Raw genomic sequence first — 18,362 nt, forward strand, 5'->3', positions numbered from 1 at the left:
GAGGGCTTGTTTCATTTCACACTTCAAAACGGAACCTGCAAAACCCCATCATGGACCCTTCCCCTGGTATCAGCCTGGCTTCACTCTTCGCCGATTTCGGCATGATTCTTTTCGCAATGGTGTTGGTTCTGCTCAACGGATTCTTCGTTGCAGCGGAATTCGCCATGGTCAAACTGCGCTCCACCCGCGTCGAGTCCATCGCCGACAACAATGGCTGGCGCGGACGCATTCTGCGCACCGTTCACAGCCAGCTGGATGCTTATCTGTCGGCTTGCCAGCTGGGTATTACGCTGGCGTCGCTGGGTCTGGGCTGGGTCGGTGAGCCGGCGTTCGCGCACTTGCTGGCCCCTTTGCTCGAGACGGTGGGCGTGGAGTCGCCTGAAGTCGTCAAAGGCGTGTCGTTCTTCAGCGCCTTTTTCATGATTTCTTACCTGCACATCGTGGTGGGTGAACTGGCCCCGAAATCCTGGGCCATTCGCAAGCCCGAGCTGTTGTCGCTGTGGACGGCGGTGCCGCTGTACCTCTTCTACTGGGCAATGTATCCGGCCATCTACCTGCTCAACGCCAGCGCCAACGGCATTCTGCGCATCGCAGGCCAGGGCGAGCCCGGCCCGCATCACGAGCATCATTACAGCCGTGAAGAGCTCAAGCTGATCCTGCACTCAAGCCGCGGTCAGGACCCGAGTGACCAAGGCATGCGCGTGCTGGCGTCGGCTGTGGAAATGGGCGAGCTTGAAGTGGTGGACTGGGCGAACTCCCGCGAAGACATGGTTTCGCTGGAATTCAACGCCCCGCTCAAGGAAATCCTTGCGATGTTCCGCCGGCACAAGTTCAGCCGGTACCCGGTGTACGACTCGGACCGCAACGAGTTTGTGGGTCTGTTGCACATCAAGGACCTGCTGCTGGAACTGGCGGCGCTGGACCACCTTCCCGAATCCTTCAACCTCGCCGAGCTCACGCGTCCACTGGAGCGTGTGTCCAAGCACATGCCGTTGTCGCGTCTACTGGAGCAGTTCCGTCAGGGCGGCGCGCACTTTGCGCTGGTCGAAGAAGCCGACGGCAAGGTCATCGGCTACCTGACGATGGAAGACGTGCTGGAAGTGCTGGTGGGCGACATTCAGGACGAACACCGCAAGGCCGAGCGCGGGATACTGGCCTATCAGCCGGGCAAGCTTTTGGTACGTGGGGACACGCCGCTGTTCAAGGTCGAGCGCCTGCTGGGCATCGATCTGGACCACGTTGAAGCCGAAACCCTGGCAGGCCTGATCTACGACAGCCTCAAGCGCGTGCCCGAGGAAGAAGAAGTCATGGAAGTCGAAGGTCTGCGCATCATCATCAAGAAGATGAAAGGCCCGAAGATCGTGCTGGCGAAGGTGTTGAAGCTGGATTGACCACGCCGCTGGCGGGATCCTGGATGTGCCCTTTTGCTGCCGCTGCGCGCCAGATCGCGGGACAAGCCACGCTCCTACAGGTGTGTGGCCATTCATCAATCGCTGTGAGACTGTCTCCTTCCGGGCTGGCACAAATCCCGTAAGAGCCGGCTTGCTGGCGAACGCGGTGGGTCAGTCAGAGCTGATTCCACAGGCAGATCGCATTCGCGGGCAAGCCACGCTCCTACAGGTGCGTGGCCGTTCATTAATCGCTGTGGGACTGTCTCCTTCCGGGCTGGCACAAATCCCGTAGGAGCCGGCTTGCTGGCGAACGCGGTGGGTCAGTCAGAGCTGATTCCACAGGCAGATCGCATTCGCGGGCAAGCGCGCTCCTACAGGTGTGTGGCCGTTCATAAATTGCTGTGAGACTGTCTCCTTCCGGGCTGGCACACATCCCGTAGGAGCCGGCTTGCTGGCGAACGCGGTGGGTCAGTCAGAGCTGATTCCACCGGCAAATCGCATTCGCAGGCAAGCGCGCTCCTGCACTATGCGGCGCCTTGCTGGCAGATGATCAATTCCCGCCAATCGCGAAGTTGGGCAGGCTCTGGACCGGTTGCGAGAATTCGTACGGGATAGACTCCAGTGCCAGCCCGACATTGCGCTGCACCACGAAGTGCAAATGCGGGCCGGTGCTGTTGCCGGTATTGCCAGACCGTCCGAGCGGCGCGCCCACTGCCACATGCTGCCCTTCCTTGACGCTCACTGATCCTTGCTGCAGATGCAGATACACGCCCATCGTGCCGTCGTCGTGCAGGATGCGCACGAAGTTGCCCGATGGGTTTGCGCCTCGGCCTGATTGCGCATTCTCGGTCTTGATCACGGTACCGCCCCGGGCAGCGATGATCTGCGTGCCTTCGGGCATGGCGATGTCGATCGCATAGCGGCTCTTGGCCCCGATGTGGCTGTAGGACCCATTGGCACCCTGACTGATACGAAACGGCCCGCCCACCCACGGCAACGGATAGCGATAGGCAAATCCACTCGCCGAGACGCGCCGCTGCGGGTCGCCCACGATGGATCGCAGGCTGGGCTTGTAGGTCATGGCCTTGCTGGCGACTTGCGGGCTGAGGGCGATGAGGCGTTCATTGCTGCGCGCCGCAATGGTGCGGCGAATGACTTGGTCCGACACGCCCACCACGTTCTTCACCCCGGCCAGACGCAGCTCGACTTCCACGGGAGCGTAAAGGTCGTTTCGCACGTAAAGGCTGTCGCTGCCATTGGCTTTCTTGACGCTCAGGCGCACCTGGCTATCGATGCGCTCGACCATCCGCTCGCGAAGCTTCATCACCTGGGCGCCACGCACCGGCTGGTCGGTAAACGACACCACGCCGTTGGCATCAGTGAACCGATAAATCGTGACTGCCCCGGCGGTCTGCGTGGCCAGCAGCAAGGCACAGACAACCAGCACGCGCTCTAACATCGGGATAGACCTGGTGAGTGGACGATTAGCGCCCAGCCTAACAGTGATGCCAACGCAATTGGACTCATCCGAATCAATCGGTAATAGACGGAGCGTCAAGGAAATCGCGTCAGCACGGTGCGCGATCGGAATTGCAATTTCTATGCAGGCCAGGCGTGCGTTTCGTCAGGCCGCTACCCGCCTCGGTTGAATATGACCCGTCGTCCAGACGCTGCGCTGGCGCGCAGCGAACTGGCTGGCCAATCAGGCACCCGGTACGAAGTGCTTCTGCGCTGTACCACGGGCAATCAGGCGCGAGAGGTAATCAAGCTTCTGGGTGTCCTTGTCGACGAATCGGAAGGTGACCTGCAGCCAGTCACTGTCCGGCTTCTGCTCGAATGCGGCAATCGCGTGAAGATAGCCATTGAGACGCGCGACCTCGGCGTTATCACCCTGCTCCAGATCGAGCACGGCGCTTTCGAGGATCTGCGGCAGCACCTCGCCACGTCGGACCAGCAGCGACGCTTCCTTGAGCGTCAGCGCTTTGATCACGCAGGGCTGGTTCCCGCTCGGAAGACGCAACTGGCCCTGGCCACGACCCGCAGGTGCCGCAGCTGGAGCCGCCTTGGCCATAGGCTGGACCGGAGGCTGAGCCGCTTGCGATGCCGCCGAAGCAGCGGGTGCCGTGTTGACGACTTCAGGGCGATTACCCGTCAAGGCGCTGAGCGAATCATTGGCAAACGCCGCATTGACGCGGGCCGGACCACTGGACATCAACGCGTCGAGCTTGCCGACCTTGTGCAGCGCTTTTTTGACCTTGGTCAGCAGTTGCTCGTTGGTGAACGGCTTGCCGATGAAGTCCGATACGCCGGCCTGGATCGCCTGAATCACGTTTTCCTTGTCGCCACGGCTGGTGACCATGATGAAAGGCATGGTCTTCAGGCTGTCCTGCTGACGGCACCAGGTCAGCAATTCCAGCCCGGACATCTCGGGCATTTCCCAATCGCACAACACCAGATCGAATACTTCACGGCTCAACAGCACTTGCGCTTTGCGGCCGTTGACTGCGTCTTCCAGCGCGATTCCTGGAAACGCGTTGCGCAGGCCTTTCTTGACCAGATCACGGATGAACGGTGCGTCATCCACCACCAATACACTGACTTTACTCATCGACGCTCCTGATGGCGTGTTCACCGTAAATGGCGAGCATTCGCTGGCGGATGACCAGCTGCCAAACTGTTTGACGACACCGGGACTTTTACTCGCGGGTGACTTGAAAAATACGGGCAGACCGGAGAAATAAAAACGCCCGGCGGTCGCCAGGCGTTTTTTCTCAGGCAATCTTATTTATCGTCAGGCGCGTCCAGAACATTAATCCTTTCGGCGGTAAGGCCTTTGACCTCTTCCTGCATGCGTTTGAGGCCCAGGTGGCGGACGTCGGTACCGCGCACGAGGTAGATGACCAGTTCGGAGATGTTCCGCGCGTGGTCACCGATGCGCTCCAGCGAACGCAGTACCCAGATCACATTAAGCACGCGGGAGATCGAGCGCGGATCTTCCATCATGTAGGTGACCAGCTCACGAAGCGCCGTCTTGTACTCGCGGTCGATGTTCTTGTCGTACTGCGCAACCGACAACGCCAGATCGGCATCGAAGCGGGCAAACGAGTCCAGTGCATCGCGTACCATCTTGCTGACCTGATCGCTGATATGGCGCACTTCGACGTAACCGCGGGGCGACTCACCCTCTTCGCACAGCTGAATCGCACGTCGGGCGATCTTGGTGGACTCATCGCCGATGCGCTCAAGGTCGATGACCGACTTGGAGATGCTGATGATCAGACGCAGGTCGGAGGCAGCAGGCTGACGACGGGCCAGGATGCGCAGGCACTCTTCGTCAATGTTGCGCTCCATCTGGTTGATGCGGTCGTCCACCTCACGCACTCGCTGGGCCAGGCCCGAGTCGGCTTCGATCAACGCAGTGACCGCGTCGTTGACCTGCTTCTCGACCAGACCACCCATTTCCAGCAGGTGGCTGCGAACTTCTTCCAGTTCAGCGTTGAACTGCTGGGAGATGTGATGTGTATGGCTGTCTTTGATCATGAGTGTCCGTCCAATTGATTGCGGTGGTTCAAGGCTGACGAAACACGTGCTAGCCGTAACGACCGGTTATGTAGTCTTCAGTCTGTTTTTTGGTCGGATTGGTGAACAACGTATCGGTGTCCCCGTATTCGACCACCTTGCCCATGTGCAGAAACGCGGTGTAATCCGACACGCGCGCCGCCTGCTGCATGTTGTGGGTAACGATCACAATGGTGTATTTGGATTTCAGTTCGTAGATCAGCTCTTCGACTTTCAGGGTCGAAATCGGGTCGAGCGCGGAGCACGGCTCATCAAGCAGCAGCACTTCAGGTTCGACGGCGATAGTGCGAGCGATCACCAGACGTTGCTGCTGACCACCGGAAAGCCCGAGCGCCGACTCATGCAGGCGGTCCTTGACCTCGTCCCACAATGCAGCGCCACGCAACGCCCACTCGACGGCTTCATCGAGGACACGCTTCTTGTTCACGCCTTGAATACGCAGCCCGTAGACCACGTTTTCATAAACGGTCTTGGGGAACGGGTTGGGCTTCTGGAAGACCATGCCGACCCGACGACGCAGCTCAGCGACGTCCTCGCCTTTAGTGTAGATGTCGTGGCCATAGAGCTTGATCTCGCCCTGTACGCGACAGCCATCCACCAGATCGTTCATGCGGTTGAACGTGCGCAGCAAGGTGGACTTCCCGCACCCGGACGGCCCGATGAACGAGGTGACGCGTTGTTTCGGGATGTTCATGCGAATGTCGAACAGCGCCTGCTTCTCGCCATAGAAGAGATCCAGCCCCGGCACTTCCAGCGCAACGGCTTCGTTCGCCAGATCCAGCACCTGGCGCTTGCGACCCAGGGCCGACATATTGATGCCGTGGGCGTGGGGTTCGTGTCGCATGGTCTCTCTCCGTTCGTAGCTGCAAGCCTTTAGCCGCAAGCTGCAAATGTGGTGCTGATACGGTATGCGGCTTTTCAGCTCGCCGCTTGAAGCTTGGAGCTTGTCGCTGACTTAGTCTTCAAACGCCTTGTACTTGTCGCGCAGGCGGTTGCGAATCGTTACCGCCGACAGGTTCAGCAGCGCGATTACCAGCACCAGCAGCAGCGCCGTGGCGTACACTAGCGGGCGCGCGGCCTCGACATTGGGGCTTTGAAAGCCGACGTCGTAAATATGGAAACCCAGGTGCATGATCTTCTGGTCGAGGTGCAGGTACGGGTAATTGCCGTCCAGCGGCAGCGACGGCGCCATCTTGACCACGCCCACCAGCATCAGCGGCGCCACTTCACCCGCTGCCCGTGCCACGGCCAGAATCAGGCCGGTCATCATGGCCGGGCTGGCCATCGGTAGAACAATCTTCCACAGCGTTTCGGCCTTGGTTGCGCCCAAGGCCAGCGAGCCCTCGCGCAACGTCAGCGGGATACGCGCCAGACCTTCCTCGGTAGCGACGATCACCACCGGCACCGCGAGCAGTGCGAGGGTCAGTGACGCCCACAGCAAGCCTGGCGTGCCGAACGTCGGCGCCGGCAGGGCCTCGGGGAAGAACAGTTGATCCAGAGAACCGCCCAGCACGTAAACAAAAAAGCCCAGCCCGAACACCCCATAGACGATCGCTGGAACGCCCGCGAGGTTGTTCACGGCGATGCGGATCAAGCGCGTCATTACGCCCTGGCGTGCGTACTCACGCAGATACACAGCCGCGAGCACGCCAAAGGGCGTCACAATGACGGCCATGATCAGCGTCATCATCACGGTGCCGAAGATCGCCGGGAAAATCCCGCCCTCCGTATTAGCCTCGCGCGGGTCGTCGCTGAGGAACTCCCAGAGCTTCTGGAAGTAGAACCCCAGCTTGGTCATCGTGCCCATGGCGTTGGGCTGATACGCGTGAACCACCTTGCCGATACTGATCTCGATCTCTTTGCCGTTGGCGTCACGGGCCGTCAGGCTGTCGCGATTGTATTCGGCGTGCAAAGCGCCCAGCCGCGACTCGACTTCCTTGTAGCGCGCGTCGTATTCGGCGCGCTCAGTGGCCATGTCGGCCTGGGCGGCGGCATCGAGTTCGCCGTTGAGCTCAAGCTTTCGCGCGTGCAGACGCAGCCGCTCGATGCCGTGGTTGATCGCGCCGATCTCGCCCTTCTCCAGGTCGTCCAGCTGATCGGAAATGCCCTGCACCCGCTCGATACGCGCCTGCAGCTGCGGCCATGCAGCTTCGCCTTCCGCGACGACCTTGCCGTCTTCCTTGACGTTGACCAGATAGCCGTAGAAGTTGCCCCACTCGCGGCGCTCCAGTGTCATCAACTCCACGGGCTTGCGCTGGTCCTTGAGCCACTCGCCAATGACCCAGTTAAAATCGCTGGGGCTGATATCCCGGTTGCCGACCTTGAACAGATCGCGGGTCATGAACTCGGGCCCCTGATCAGGGACTGGCAACCCGGCGGCCTTCAGCCTGGCGCGCGGCACTTGTTCAGACTGAACCAGTTCGCCCACCAGTACGTGGTTTTCCTGCCCGGGAACGTCGTACCGGGCGGAAATGACATCGGCGGGCCAGAAGTGTCCCAGCCCGCGCACCGCGATCACCGCCAGCAGGCCGATGGTCATGATCACTGCGATAGATACCGCACCCGCGCTCAGCCAAACGCCGGGGCCGCCACTGTTGAACCATCGTTTGAGGGAGGTCTGTTTCATCGGTTTCAACCTGCCCTAGAGAGACGAATACTGCTTGCGCAGGCGCTGACGAATCAGCTCTGCCAAGGTATTCATGACAAATGTGAACATCAGCAGCACCAGGGCGGCGAGGAACAGCACGCGATAATGACTGCCGCCCACTTCCGACTCGGGCATCTCCACCGCTACGTTGGCCGCCAGGGTGCGCATGCCTTCGAACAGGTTCATGTTCATGATCGGCGTATTGCCGGTGGCCATGAGCACGATCATGGTCTCGCCCACAGCACGTCCCATGCCGATCATCAGCGCCGAGAAAATCCCCGGGCTGGCGGTGAGAATCACCACGCGAACCAGCGTCTGCCACGGCGTAGCGCCGAGGGCCAGTGAGCCGAGCGTCAGACCCCGCGGCACGCTGAACACGGCGTCCTCGGCGATCGAATAGATGTTGGGAATGACCGCAAAACCCATGGCGATTCCCACCACCAGTGCGTTGCGCTGATCGTAAGTGATGCCCAGGTCGTTGGTGATCCACGAGCGCATGTCGCCGCCGAAGAACCAGTTCTCCAGGTGCGGGCTCATGCTCAGTGAGGCCCAGCCGATCAGCAGAATGACCGGAATCAGAATCGCGCTTTCCCAACCGTCGGGCACCCGCAGGCGAATCGAGTCGGGCAAGCGCGTCCAGCCAAACCCCGCCAGCAAGATGCCGATGGGGGTGAAGATCATGAGGCTGAAGATGCCTGGCAGGTGCCCTTCCAGATACGGCGCCAGGAACAGCCCGGCGAAGAAGCCGAGAATGACCGTCGGCATCGCCTCCATCAGTTCGATGATCGGCTTGACCTTGCGACGCATGCGCGGCGCCATGAAGTAAGCGGTGTAGATAGCAGCGGCGACGGCAATCGGCGCAGCCAGCAGCATGGCGTAGAACGCGGCCTTGAGCGTGCCGTAGGTGAGCGGCGCAAGGCTGAGCTTGGGCTCGAAATCACTGTTTGAAGCGGTGGATTGCCAGACGTATTTGGGTTCGTCGTAGTTCTCGTACCAGACCTTGTCCCACAGCGCGCTCCAGGAGATCTCCGGGTGCGGATTTTTCAGGCTCAAGGGCAGCAGCTTGCCGTCGTCTTCAACGATGATGCGATCTGCCCGCGGCGACAAACCCATTACGGCCGGGCCGCTGGCAATCGGGTCGATCAACAGCGTGCGGTGAGCGGTGCTGTGGAACACGCCGAGCTTGCCGGAGGTGTCCATGGCGATGAAGCCTTTGCGGCGCTGCTCGCTGGTGATCTGGGAGATCGGCGCGCCACTCATTTTGAAGTCACGAATGTGCTGCAGACGCATCTCGCCATCGACGTCCCGCGCCATGAACCACTGCGCAATATTGCCTCGGGAGCTGCCGATCACCAGCGAGATGCCACCCACCAGTTGCGTACTGGCGGTGGTTTCGGCGTTGGCGTCCTCGAGCAGCTTGTAGCGACCGTTCAACGTGCGATCGCGCAGGTCGAATACATCCGCCAGCGCACGACCATTAATCACGTACAGCCATTGCTGACGCGGATCGATATAGATGGCTTTGACGGCCGCTGACAGCTGCGGCAAGTCGATGCGACTTTGCTCGCGGTTGGTCTCGCCCGTCATCAGGTTTTCGGACTGGGTCAGCGACAACACATGCAGCTGGGTACCGGTTGCACCGGCCAGAATCAGCGTCGTGTCGCTGGCGTTCAGACTGACGTGCTCGAGCGCCCGCCCTTCCTCGTCCAGTGCCAGCGGCGTCTCGCCGTAGGGATAGGTAATCGTGGGGGTGATGGTTTTTTTGCTGTCGGGATAGCTGATCGGGTACGCGTGCTTGAACACCAGCACTTGGCCGTTGGACAGGCCAACCGCGATCAAGGGCTTGCCGGGCTGATCCTGCGCCACCGCCGTCACCTTCGCGCCAGCAGGGATCGGCAAGGCCACGCGAGAAATCTCGTCGCCGTCCTTGAGGTGGAAAAACAATGCTTCGCCCTTCTCGGACACACGCATGGCGACCTGGTTCTGCTCTTCGATGACCAGCACCATTGGTTTGCCGCCATCCTGCAGCCAGGCAGGTGTTTGGGCATCGCTGCGTGTCAGTTTCGCACCCTGAAACAACGGCGCGACGACGTAAGCCAAGTAGAAGAAGATCAGGGTGATGGCGGCCAACACGGCAAGACCGCCCACTAACACGTACCAACGCGTCAGGCGGTCTTTGAGCGCACGGATCCTGCGCTTGCGTTGCAGCTCGGGCGCATTGAAATCGATGCGCTCGGGACGGGGTTTTTCGGTCATTGATGAATTGGCCAAATCATTCATGCGCACACCGTAGTCGCTGTGTATGACAAATACGTTACAGCGAGGTGACGCAAAAAAGCCCGCCGCCCCTGAATCGGGGCAACGGACTGTTCAGTGTTCTGCGAGCCTCGTTCCATAAGGCCTTTTCGTGTAGGGCGGGACGAACCTGTCACCCCGCATCAGGGTTGTCTGGGCAGCGCGCTCGCTACCGTTCTTGTAGTCCCAGATCAGCCAAGGCTTTGCTAACGACCTTGGCTGGTAACGGAATGTACCCGTCTTTCATGACAACTTCCTGACCTTGTTTTGACAGGATCAATCTGACGAACTCGGCTTCGAGCGGATTCAGCGGCGTGTTAGGCGCCTTGTTGACGTACACATAAAGGAAGCGCGCCAGCGGGTAGGTGCCATTCAGCGCGTTGGCTTCGTTGTCTTCGACAAACTCGCCGCCCTCTTTTTTCGCGAGGGGTACGGTGCGCACGCTGGAGGTTTTATAACCAATGCCCGAGTAACCAATACCGTTCAGCGAGTTGCTGATCGAGCTGACCACCGAAGCGGAGCCGGGCTGTTCGTTGACGTTGGGTTTGAAGTCGCCTTTGCACAGGGCCTCTTCCTTGAAGAAACCGTAGGTGCCGGAAACCGAATTACGCCCGAACAGCTGGATGGCCTTGCCGGCCAGATCCCCCGTAACACCTGCATCGCCCCAGGTTTTCGCGTCGGCTCTGGCACCGCACAGCCGGGTCGCGGAGAAGATCGCGTCAACCTGCTGCAGCGTCAGGCCCTTGATAGGGTTGTCCTTGTGGACGAACACTGCCAGTGCATCGACGGCCACGGGAATCGCCGTCGGTTTGTAGCCATGCTTCTGCTCGAACGCCGACAATTCGCCGTCTTTCATCCTGCGACTCATGGGCCCCAGCGTCGCAGTGCCCTCCGTCAATGCGGGCGGCGCTGTCGAGGAGCCGGCGGCCTGAATCTGGATGTTCACGCTTGGGTATTCTTTCTTGTAGGCCTCGGCCCACATCGTCATCAGGTTGGCGAGGGTGTCGGAGCCCACGCTGGACAGATTCCCGGAGACACCGCTGGTTTTGATGTAGGGCTTGATTGCCGGATCGACGGCGGCAACCGCAGCCGCAGTGGTTAAGCCAGCAGCGGCAAAAGTCAGTGCAGTCATCAAACGTCTGAAGGTCATGCCTTGCTCCTGGCGAGGTCGATAGTCGGCCGAGGTCGGTGCTGGCCATGTGACTAATCTATGACCGGATTGTGACAATCAAATGAAAGGCCGCCAGTCATTACGACTGGCGGCCTCGGTTTCAGCGGGAAGTTTTGCCTTCAGCTCGATCAGGACTCGACCGGCTTTCTTCTCATCAGGAAAACACCGATCCCCATGCCCATGGCGCAAAGAATCGCCACATACCACGATGGGCCCATCGGGTTGGCAGCGAACATCAGGCTGACGACCATTGGCGTTAAACCACCAAAGATGGCGTATGCCAGGTTGTAGGAAAACGACAGCCCGGTGAAGCGAATCACCGGCGGGAAGGCCTTGACCATCACGAAGGGCACCGCGCCGATGGTGCCGACGAACAAACCGGTGATCGCGTACAGCGGATACAGCAGATCCGGGTGCGTGCCGATCATATGGTAGAAGGTCCACGAACTCACCAGCAGACCGAGCGAGCCGAACAGGAACACAAGGCCCGCGCCGACTCGATCCGCCAGCGCGCCAGCCCCGATACATCCCAGGCTAAGCAAAACGATCGCGAGGCTGTTGGCTTTCAGGGTATCGGCAGGTGCGAAACCGTAGGCCTTCTGCAGCAGTGTCGGGGTCATGAGAATCACCACGACAACGCCTGCCGACAGCAGCCAGGTCAGCAACATCGACAGCACAACGGCACCGCGGTGATCACGCAGTACGGCTTTTAGCGGCACTTCTTCAGCCAGTTGCTTGCGCAATTGCAGCTCAGCGAACACCGGGGTTTCGTGCAGCCAGCGACGCAGGTAAACCGACATCAGACCGAAGACACCACCGAGCAGGAAGGGAATCCGCCAGGCGTAGTCCGAGACTTCAACGGGCGAGTACACGCTGTTGATCCAAGTGGCGACCAGCGAGCCGAGCAAAATCCCGGCAGTCAGACCGGACGTGAGGGTACCGCAGGCGTAACCGACGTTACGGGCGGGAACGTGTTCGGAAACGAATACCCACGCGCCAGGCACTTCGCCACCGATCGCGGCGCCTTGAATGACGCGCATCAGCAGCAGCAAGAGCGGCGCCCAGATGCCGATCTGCGCGTAGGTGGGCAGCAGACCCATGATCAGCGTCGGCACGGCCATCAGGAAAATGCTCAGGGTGAACATTTTCTTGCGGCCCAGCAGATCGCCAAAATGCGCCATGACGATGCCGCCCAGCGGCCGAGCCAGATAACCGGCGGCAAAAATGCCAAACGTTTGCATCAAACGCAGCCATTCGGGCATGTCTACGGGGAAAAACAGCTTGCCTACCACCGCTGCGAAGAACACGAAAATGATGAAGTCGTAGAACTCCAACGCTCCGCCCAGTGCAGACAGTGAAAGGGTTTTGTAATCGTTGCGGTTCAGCGGGCGCGAAGGCTGTGTGGCGCTTAAAGGCACAGAGGACATAACAATGGCTTCTCTTTTGAGGCTCTCTTTGGGCGAAAATCAACGGTGACTCAACCGTGGGTAACGGCTTCACACGCGATTTCTCGACTCGAAAAGTTAATCGGGCATCAAAATTGCGTGCCAAAAATGGCGTAGTGCGCCAGGTCGGTCCGGCACGATAGCAAATTGCGTACAAATGCACATGGATTGCAATGACACGAAGGCATCATGGAAAACCTGCGGTCGTTTCAAGACGGCGCGCTCGATATACTTGCCGGCCGCGACTCAACCGGGCTCTTCAGGGAAGTTGTGCGAAACCATTTGCCCAAGTCGTTTTCGCAGAGTTTCCCTTTAAACAAAATGAAGACTTAGTAGAGTCATGGGTCAGAGGGACCCAAAAATGATTGAGCTCGAACAAGAAGATCCAATACCGCAGGGCGATCTGGCCCTGCAGATTACCGCCCTACCCCGCGAAACCAACGGCTTTGGCGATATTTTCGGCGGCTGGCTGGTTTCACAGATGGACCTTGCCGGGACTGCCATGGCGAGCAAGGTGGCCGGTGGACGTGTGGCGACTGTTGCCATCGACCGCATGGCGTTCCTGGTGCCGGTCGCGGTGGGGGCGCAGTTGTCGTTTTATACCCAAACCCTGGAAATCGGTCGCAGCTCGATTCAAATGATGGTCGAGGTGTGGAGCGATGATCCGCTGTCCAGCGAATGGCGCAAGGTGACCGAAGCGGTGTTCGTTTTCGTCGCCATCGACGGCAGCGGCCGTACCCGCTCAGTGCCGGCTCGACGCTGATCATTAAGCCAGGGTGGGCCGATGTGCCCGCCCTTGGCTTTGCGCAACAAACTCATCAAGCTTGGCGCAGTCTGATTCAGTCACTGTCCTTCGAGTGAGAACCCCTATGCCTACGTCAAACGTCGAATCCTTCCAGCTCGGTGAGCTCAATTGCTGGCGCATCCGCCACGGCCAGGCCGAACTGGTGATCGCCCAACAGGGCGCGCACATCATCAGTTACCAGGTCGACGGCGATGAGCCGCTGATCTGGTCGAACCCGGGCGCGCTGTTCAAATCGGGCAAGCCTATTCGCGGCGGGATGCCGATCTGCTGGCCGTGGTTTGGCAATTTTCAGCGTAACCCGTCGAGCGTGCAGGCCATGCGCGAGAGCAACGAGCCGGCAAAGGCCCACGGTGAAGTCCGGGCGATCGACTGGGAATTGATGGGCGTGGGTGAGGACGGCGACGCACTGATCGTCGACTTCATTCAGCCTCAGGCCGAAGGACAGTTGCCGGGCTGGCCGCATACCGTCGGCCTGAAACTGCACATCCGCCTGGATGCCGCGCTGAATGTCAGTCTGGTGAGCTTCAACGCTGGCGCTGAAGACGTCACGCTCAGTCAGGCGCTGCACAGTTATTTCGCGGTGAGCGATGTGAGCCAGATCAGCATCGAAGGGCTGGATGGCGTCGAGTACCTGAACACGCTGGAAAGCTGGGACACCCAGAACGTGCAGGTGGGTGACATCACGTTCACCGGCGAGACGGACCGTATTTACCAGGACACGCCTGACCTGATTTCAGTGGTCGACCCGGAATGGAAGCGCCGGATTCAGATTCAAACGACGGGTTCGCACTCGGCCATCGTCTGGAACCCGTGGATCGACAAGACCAAGACTTTCGACGACATGCAGGCTGATGGCTGGAAGAGCATGGTGTGCGTTGAGACGGCTAACGTCATGACCGACGTCGTGACGCTCAAGCCGGGTGATATGCACGCGCTGAGCGTCAGCATCTGGGCCGAGCCGTTGGCAGAAGCCTGACAGCCTGTGGGATTGGGGTCCAAGCCAGTCCCACTGAGTGAACGCGCTCTACTTGTGGGACCGGCTTCAGCCGGGAAGAGGCCTGCATGAGCACCATGAATTTTGCGGTGTGACACCCGACGCCTTCCCGGCTAAAGCCGGTCCCACAGTGGATCCCAAGACCAGTCCTACAAATCCGCCTCAACCACCACACGCACTTTCGATGCGTCCAGCGCATAGGCGGCGTCGGCGAGATCATTGTTGACCTTCTCCACCTTCAACGTGCCGATGACCCACAACGGTGTGTAAATGTCGGAGATCTTCAGGCCTTTCGGATAACGCACCAACACCAGCTGATTCGGCGGCGGTGGCGGCACGTGGATGCAGGCGCCCGGGTACGGGACGAGGAAGAACAGCGTGCTGCGACCCTTCGCGTCAGTCTCAAGCGGCACCGGATAGCCACCCAGGCGGATGGTTTTGTCGTTCATCGACGCGACGGTTTTGGTGGAGTACATGACGGCAGGCAAGCCCTTGCTCTGCTTCAAACCGCCCTTGCTGTCGAACGTGCCCTGGCCTTCCGGCGAGTTGTGGTCGATTTCGGGCATGGCTTCGAGGGCTTTCTGATCCGACTTCGGCATCAGTTCAAGCCAGTCGGTTTCGGGTAATTCAGTGGCGCGTACCAGTCCGCAGACCAGCAGCAGTGAAACGAAGAGGAGATGACGCATTGGAGATGCTCGGCGAGAGGAGTTGAATGCCGGGCATTCTAGCCCTCTGCGCTGCAATAGCGCAGAGGGCCAGGCGTGCTTAACGCTTTTTAATCATGCCGTAGATCACCAGCAGGATGATCGCGCCGACGAGCGCACCGAGGAAACCTGCACCCTCGCCTGCGCGGTAGATACCCAGCGCCTGACCACCATAAGTGGCGGCCAGCGAGCCGCAGATGCCGAGCAGGATGGTCATGATCCAGCCCATGCTGTCGTCGCCTGGCTTCAGAAAGCGCGCCAGCAGACCTACGATCAAGCCGATGAAGATGGTTCCGATGATTCCCATGCCATGTCCCTCTGTTTGAATGAATATGCCAAAAGCCTAGCTGGCTATTGGCAACACGCTATGAGAGGGGTGGCCCGGCGAATGGTTCAACAGGAAAGTACACCGGTCTTTGTAGGAGCGCGCTTGCCCGCGATGGCGGTGGGTCAGACAGCAATGATGTCGCGGACAAATGCTATCGCGAGCAATCTCACTCCTACAGAGGCGATCAAGACTGGCCAGCGCAGTGATCAGTTTCTGATCAGTGCCTCGACCTGCTTCACCTGACGATCCAGCGTTGCGCGGTCTTTGCTGCGCACCGTGGCGTGGCCGACCTTGCGCCCGGCCTTAAAGGCTTTGCCGTAGTGATGCAGATGGCAATCTTCGACAGCGATGACCTGATCCACTGCCGGCACTTCACCGATGAAGTTGAGCATCGCGCTTTCGCCGACCTTGGCCGTCGAACCCAACGGCAGCCCGGCAACGGCGCGCAGATGGTTCTCGAACTGGCTGCACTCGGCGCCTTCGGTGGTCCAGTGGCCCGAGTTGTGGACGCGCGGGGCAATTTCGTTGGCTTTAAGGCCGCCATCGACTTCGAAGAATTCAAAGGCCAGCACGCCTACATAATCCAGCTGCTTGAGCACCCGCCCGGCGTAATCCTCAGCCAGCGCCTGCAGCGGGTGATCGGTGCTGGCGATGGACAGGCGCAGGATGCCGCTGTCATGGGTGTTGTGAACCAGCGGATAGAAGCGGGTTTCACCGTCACGGGCGCGCACGGCGATCAGCGAGACTTCGCCGGTGAACGGCACGAAGCCTTCCAGCAGGCAAGGCACGTTGCCCAGTTCGGCGAAGGTGTCGATCACGTCTTCCGGTGTGCGCAGGACTTTCTGACCCTTGCCGTCGTAACCCAGCGTGCGGGTTTTCAGCACAGCCGGCAGACCAATGCTGGCTACCGCAGCGTCCAGATCGACCTGGGACTGGATATCAGCGAACGCCGGCGTCGGTATGCCGAGGTCCTTGAACATGCTTTTTTCAAACCAGCGATCGCGGGCGATGCGCAGCGCTTCTGCACTCGGGTAAACCGGCACGAACTGCGACAGGAAGGCGACGGTTTCAGCGGGCACGCTTTCGAATTCGAAGGTGACCAGATCGACATCATTGGCCAACTGGCGCAGGTGCTCCTGATCGCCATAATCGGCGAGCAGGTGCTCGCCAAGGGCAGCGGCGCAGGCGTCCGGTGCAGGGTCAAGGAAGGCGAAGTTCATCCCCAGCGGGGTGCCCGCCAGTGCCAACATGCGACCCAACTGGCCGCCACCGATTACGCCGATCTTCATGAAAACCTCAGGCCTCGCGTGGGTCTGGATTGTCCAGAACGCTGTCTGTCTGCTCAGCGCGGAATTTCTTCAGCACTGCGTGGAAGTGTGGGTGCTTGGCGCCCAGGATACTGGCCGACAACAGCGCAGCGTTGATCGCGCCCGCCTTGCCAATGGCCAGGGTCGCGACCGGAATGCCGGCAGGCATCTGCACGATGGAGAGCAATGAATCAACGCCCGACAGCATGGAAGACTGAACCGGGACACCCAGAACGGGCAGATGAGTTTTGGCAGCGCACATGCCTGGCAGATGAGCAGCGCCACCGGCGCCGGCGATGATCACCTCGATACCACGGCCTTCGGCTTCTTCGGCGTACTTGAACAGCAGATCGGGCGTGCGGTGCGCCGAAACCACTTTGACTTCGTACGGAATGCCGAGCTTTTCAAGCATGTCGGCGGTGTGGCTAAGGGTGGACCAATCGGACTTGGAGCCCATGATCACGCCAACCAGTGCGCTCATCGTCGTGCCTCTCATCGGGCGCCCGCAGGCGCGACTAAAAACAACAAGCCACGCGGGAGGACCGGCGTGGCTTGTCGTACAAATTATGACCAGTCGAACCGGCCGAAGGCCGCGGAGTATACCGCAAAGATTCTCGTTTGACAGGCTGCCGGCGACCTCCCGTCAGCCCGCCAAACCGGCCCGTGGAAGCCCGGATTTACTGACTCCAAGGTCAGGCAGCCGGTGAGGTGCCGCCGGCTTCCAGCTTGCGCCACAGCAGCCGGACATTGGCCTTGCGAACCAACGCGCAGCGGTACAGCCGGATCTCCAGCGGAACATGCCATTGGGGCCCTCCGCAGATCACCAGCTCGCCTCGTTCAAGCTCCGCCGTCACGCTCAGCCGCGGCACCCATGCGATCCCCAGCCCTTGCAACGCCATGCCTTTGAGACTGTCAGCCATCGCCGTTTCGTAAATCGTCGTGAAGCGTACGCTGCGCTGGCGCAACAGCAGGTTCACCGAGCGACCCAGAAATGCACCCGCGCTGTACGCCAGCAGCGGCACGCTCTGCTCCCCTTCCAGATCGAACAGCGGCCGTCCCTCCTCGTCCGTCGAGCAGACCGGTAGCATTTCGGTCACGCCCAAGTGCAGCGACGGGAAGATCTCGGCGTCCATTTGCAGCGCGGCATCAGGGTCGTAGAACGCCAGCATCAGATCGCAGCCGCCTTCACGCAGCGCGTGCACCGCGTCGCCGACGTTAGTGGCGACCAGTCGCGTGGCGATATTCAGCCCTTCGTTGCGCAGTTGCGCGATCCAGCGCGGGAAGAAACTCAGTGCCAGCGAGTGCGCGGCCGCGATCTGCATGACCTCGCCCTGCCCGCTTTCCAGATGGTGCAGATGACGCAGCACTTCGCCGAGCTGGTCGACCACAGTGCGCGCGGTAACGAGAAATAACTGCCCCGCCGCCGTCAGCTCGACCGGCGTGCGAGAGCGATTGACCAGCGTCAGCCCAAGCGCAGCTTCAAGGCTGCGAATGCGCCGACTGAAGGCCGGTTGCGTGACGAACCGACGCTCCGCTGCCTGGGAAAAACTGCGGGTCGCGGCCAGCGCACTGAAATCTTCCAGCCATTTGCTTTCCAGGTTCATCGTTTCTCCAGCCTTAGAAGTTGCGCATTCGCGGGTGCGGACGAGAGCCTCATACACTGATTCACACGCCCGTAACAATCCCCGCGTCACTG

Annotated in this window: 16 protein-coding genes; 3 read left to right on the forward strand and 13 right to left on the reverse strand. The window is 60.2% G+C overall.

The genetic code is table 11. The features are described 5' to 3' along the window. Positions 1-50 precede the first annotated feature (50 nt). Positions 51-1,391: a hemolysin family protein gene (locus ACYAR8_RS23075; protein WP_074885893.1), complete on the forward strand. Its 1,341-nt coding sequence runs from the start codon at positions 51-53 to the stop codon at positions 1,389-1,391. Positions 1,392-1,941: 550 nt separating this feature from the next. Here ACYAR8_RS23075 and ACYAR8_RS23080 read toward each other — a convergent pair. The 8 genes from ACYAR8_RS23080 to ACYAR8_RS23115 form a co-directional block, all read right to left on the reverse strand. Further along, the gene (locus ACYAR8_RS23080; protein ID WP_463581157.1) at positions 1,942-2,850 is read right to left on the reverse strand and encodes a peptidoglycan DD-metalloendopeptidase family protein; all 909 of its coding nucleotides are present in this window, start codon (positions 2,848-2,850) and stop codon (positions 1,942-1,944) included. Positions 2,851-3,093: 243 nt separating this feature from the next. Further along, the gene (locus ACYAR8_RS23085; protein ID WP_074885899.1) at positions 3,094-3,999 is read right to left on the reverse strand and encodes a response regulator; all 906 of its coding nucleotides are present in this window, start codon (positions 3,997-3,999) and stop codon (positions 3,094-3,096) included. A gap of 173 nt (positions 4,000-4,172) precedes the next feature. Further along, positions 4,173-4,931, reverse strand: a complete 759-nt coding sequence (gene phoU / locus ACYAR8_RS23090; RefSeq protein WP_037016764.1) for a phosphate signaling complex protein PhoU — start codon at positions 4,929-4,931, stop codon at positions 4,173-4,175. Between the two features lie 49 nt (positions 4,932-4,980). Next, positions 4,981-5,814: a phosphate ABC transporter ATP-binding protein PstB gene (gene pstB, locus ACYAR8_RS23095; protein ID WP_463581158.1), complete on the reverse strand. Its 834-nt coding sequence runs from the start codon at positions 5,812-5,814 to the stop codon at positions 4,981-4,983. A gap of 111 nt (positions 5,815-5,925) precedes the next feature. Continuing rightward, on the reverse strand, positions 5,926-7,596 hold the full coding sequence (gene pstA, locus ACYAR8_RS23100) for a phosphate ABC transporter permease PstA (RefSeq protein WP_463581159.1): 1,671 nt from the start codon (positions 7,594-7,596) through the stop codon (positions 5,926-5,928). Between the two features lie 15 nt (positions 7,597-7,611). Continuing rightward, a complete protein-coding gene (locus tag ACYAR8_RS23105) occupies positions 7,612-9,897 on the reverse strand; it encodes an ABC transporter permease subunit (protein ID WP_463581160.1) in 2,286 nt (761 codons plus the stop codon). A 184-nt stretch (positions 9,898-10,081) separates the two neighbouring features. Further along, on the reverse strand, positions 10,082-11,062 hold the full coding sequence (locus ACYAR8_RS23110) for a PstS family phosphate ABC transporter substrate-binding protein (RefSeq protein WP_463581161.1): 981 nt from the start codon (positions 11,060-11,062) through the stop codon (positions 10,082-10,084). Positions 11,063-11,211: 149 nt separating this feature from the next. Further along, on the reverse strand, positions 11,212-12,510 hold the full coding sequence (locus ACYAR8_RS23115) for an MFS transporter (protein ID WP_463581162.1): 1,299 nt from the start codon (positions 12,508-12,510) through the stop codon (positions 11,212-11,214). A gap of 379 nt (positions 12,511-12,889) precedes the next feature. Here ACYAR8_RS23115 and ACYAR8_RS23120 point away from each other — a divergent pair, with 379 nt between their 5' ends. Both ACYAR8_RS23120 and ACYAR8_RS23125 read left to right on the forward strand, forming a co-directional pair. Further along, positions 12,890-13,291: an acyl-CoA thioesterase gene (locus ACYAR8_RS23120; RefSeq protein WP_037016781.1), complete on the forward strand. Its 402-nt coding sequence runs from the start codon at positions 12,890-12,892 to the stop codon at positions 13,289-13,291. 106 nt (positions 13,292-13,397) lie between these two features. Continuing rightward, on the forward strand, positions 13,398-14,309 hold the full coding sequence (locus ACYAR8_RS23125; RefSeq protein WP_463581163.1) for a D-hexose-6-phosphate mutarotase: 912 nt from the start codon (positions 13,398-13,400) through the stop codon (positions 14,307-14,309). Between the two features lie 167 nt (positions 14,310-14,476). Here ACYAR8_RS23125 and ACYAR8_RS23130 read toward each other — a convergent pair whose 3' ends face one another. The 5 genes from ACYAR8_RS23130 to ACYAR8_RS23150 all read right to left on the reverse strand — a co-directional run bounded on the left by ACYAR8_RS23130 (position 14,477) and on the right by ACYAR8_RS23150 (position 18,270). Beyond that, complete coding sequence (locus ACYAR8_RS23130) at positions 14,477-15,013, reverse strand: DUF3299 domain-containing protein (RefSeq protein WP_074885922.1); 537 nt, start codon at positions 15,011-15,013, stop codon at positions 14,477-14,479. Between the two features lie 79 nt (positions 15,014-15,092). Beyond that, positions 15,093-15,338, reverse strand: coding sequence for a GlsB/YeaQ/YmgE family stress response membrane protein (locus ACYAR8_RS23135; RefSeq protein WP_037016790.1), 246 nt, complete (start codon positions 15,336-15,338; stop codon positions 15,093-15,095). A 227-nt stretch (positions 15,339-15,565) separates the two neighbouring features. After that, a complete protein-coding gene (locus tag ACYAR8_RS23140) occupies positions 15,566-16,648 on the reverse strand; it encodes a 5-(carboxyamino)imidazole ribonucleotide synthase (RefSeq protein ID WP_074885925.1) in 1,083 nt (360 codons plus the stop codon). A gap of 7 nt (positions 16,649-16,655) precedes the next feature. Then, entirely contained in the window at positions 16,656-17,147 is a 492-nt protein-coding gene (gene purE, locus ACYAR8_RS23145; RefSeq protein WP_074885928.1) for a 5-(carboxyamino)imidazole ribonucleotide mutase, read from the reverse strand. A gap of 211 nt (positions 17,148-17,358) precedes the next feature. Further along, a complete protein-coding gene (locus tag ACYAR8_RS23150; RefSeq protein ID WP_108121214.1) occupies positions 17,359-18,270 on the reverse strand; it encodes a LysR substrate-binding domain-containing protein in 912 nt (303 codons plus the stop codon). Between the last annotated feature and the right edge of the window lie 92 nt (positions 18,271-18,362).

Source organism: Pseudomonas sp. HP_01 (genome assembly GCF_055284355.1).

What these genes read in the sequence shown, in the direction of transcription:
- purE (WP_074885928.1), bottom strand. Translation starts at nt 17,147, where the DNA reads ATGAGCGCACTGGTTGGCGTGATCATGGGCTCCAAGTCCGATTGGTCC.
- pstA (WP_463581159.1), bottom strand. Translation starts at nt 7,596, where the DNA reads ATGAAACAGACCTCCCTCAAACGATGGTTCAACAGTGGCGGCCCCGGC.
- ACYAR8_RS23085 (WP_074885899.1), bottom strand. Translation starts at nt 3,999, where the DNA reads ATGAGTAAAGTCAGTGTATTGGTGGTGGATGACGCACCGTTCATCCGT.
- ACYAR8_RS23125 (WP_463581163.1), top strand. Translation starts at nt 13,398, where the DNA reads ATGCCTACGTCAAACGTCGAATCCTTCCAGCTCGGTGAGCTCAATTGC.
- ACYAR8_RS23110 (WP_463581161.1), bottom strand. Translation starts at nt 11,062, where the DNA reads ATGACCTTCAGACGTTTGATGACTGCACTGACTTTTGCCGCTGCTGGC.
- ACYAR8_RS23080 (WP_463581157.1), bottom strand. Translation starts at nt 2,850, where the DNA reads ATGTTAGAGCGCGTGCTGGTTGTCTGTGCCTTGCTGCTGGCCACGCAG.
- ACYAR8_RS23150 (WP_108121214.1), bottom strand. Translation starts at nt 18,270, where the DNA reads ATGAACCTGGAAAGCAAATGGCTGGAAGATTTCAGTGCGCTGGCCGCG.
- pstB (WP_463581158.1), bottom strand. Translation starts at nt 5,814, where the DNA reads ATGCGACACGAACCCCACGCCCACGGCATCAATATGTCGGCCCTGGGT.
- ACYAR8_RS23135 (WP_037016790.1), bottom strand. Translation starts at nt 15,338, where the DNA reads ATGGGAATCATCGGAACCATCTTCATCGGCTTGATCGTAGGTCTGCTG.
- ACYAR8_RS23115 (WP_463581162.1), bottom strand. Translation starts at nt 12,510, where the DNA reads ATGTCCTCTGTGCCTTTAAGCGCCACACAGCCTTCGCGCCCGCTGAAC.
- phoU (WP_037016764.1), bottom strand. Translation starts at nt 4,931, where the DNA reads ATGATCAAAGACAGCCATACACATCACATCTCCCAGCAGTTCAACGCT.
- ACYAR8_RS23130 (WP_074885922.1), bottom strand. Translation starts at nt 15,013, where the DNA reads ATGCGTCATCTCCTCTTCGTTTCACTGCTGCTGGTCTGCGGACTGGTA.
- ACYAR8_RS23140 (WP_074885925.1), bottom strand. Translation starts at nt 16,648, where the DNA reads ATGAAGATCGGCGTAATCGGTGGCGGCCAGTTGGGTCGCATGTTGGCA.
- ACYAR8_RS23075 (WP_074885893.1), top strand. Translation starts at nt 51, where the DNA reads ATGGACCCTTCCCCTGGTATCAGCCTGGCTTCACTCTTCGCCGATTTC.
- ACYAR8_RS23120 (WP_037016781.1), top strand. Translation starts at nt 12,890, where the DNA reads ATGATTGAGCTCGAACAAGAAGATCCAATACCGCAGGGCGATCTGGCC.
- ACYAR8_RS23105 (WP_463581160.1), bottom strand. Translation starts at nt 9,897, where the DNA reads ATGAATGATTTGGCCAATTCATCAATGACCGAAAAACCCCGTCCCGAG.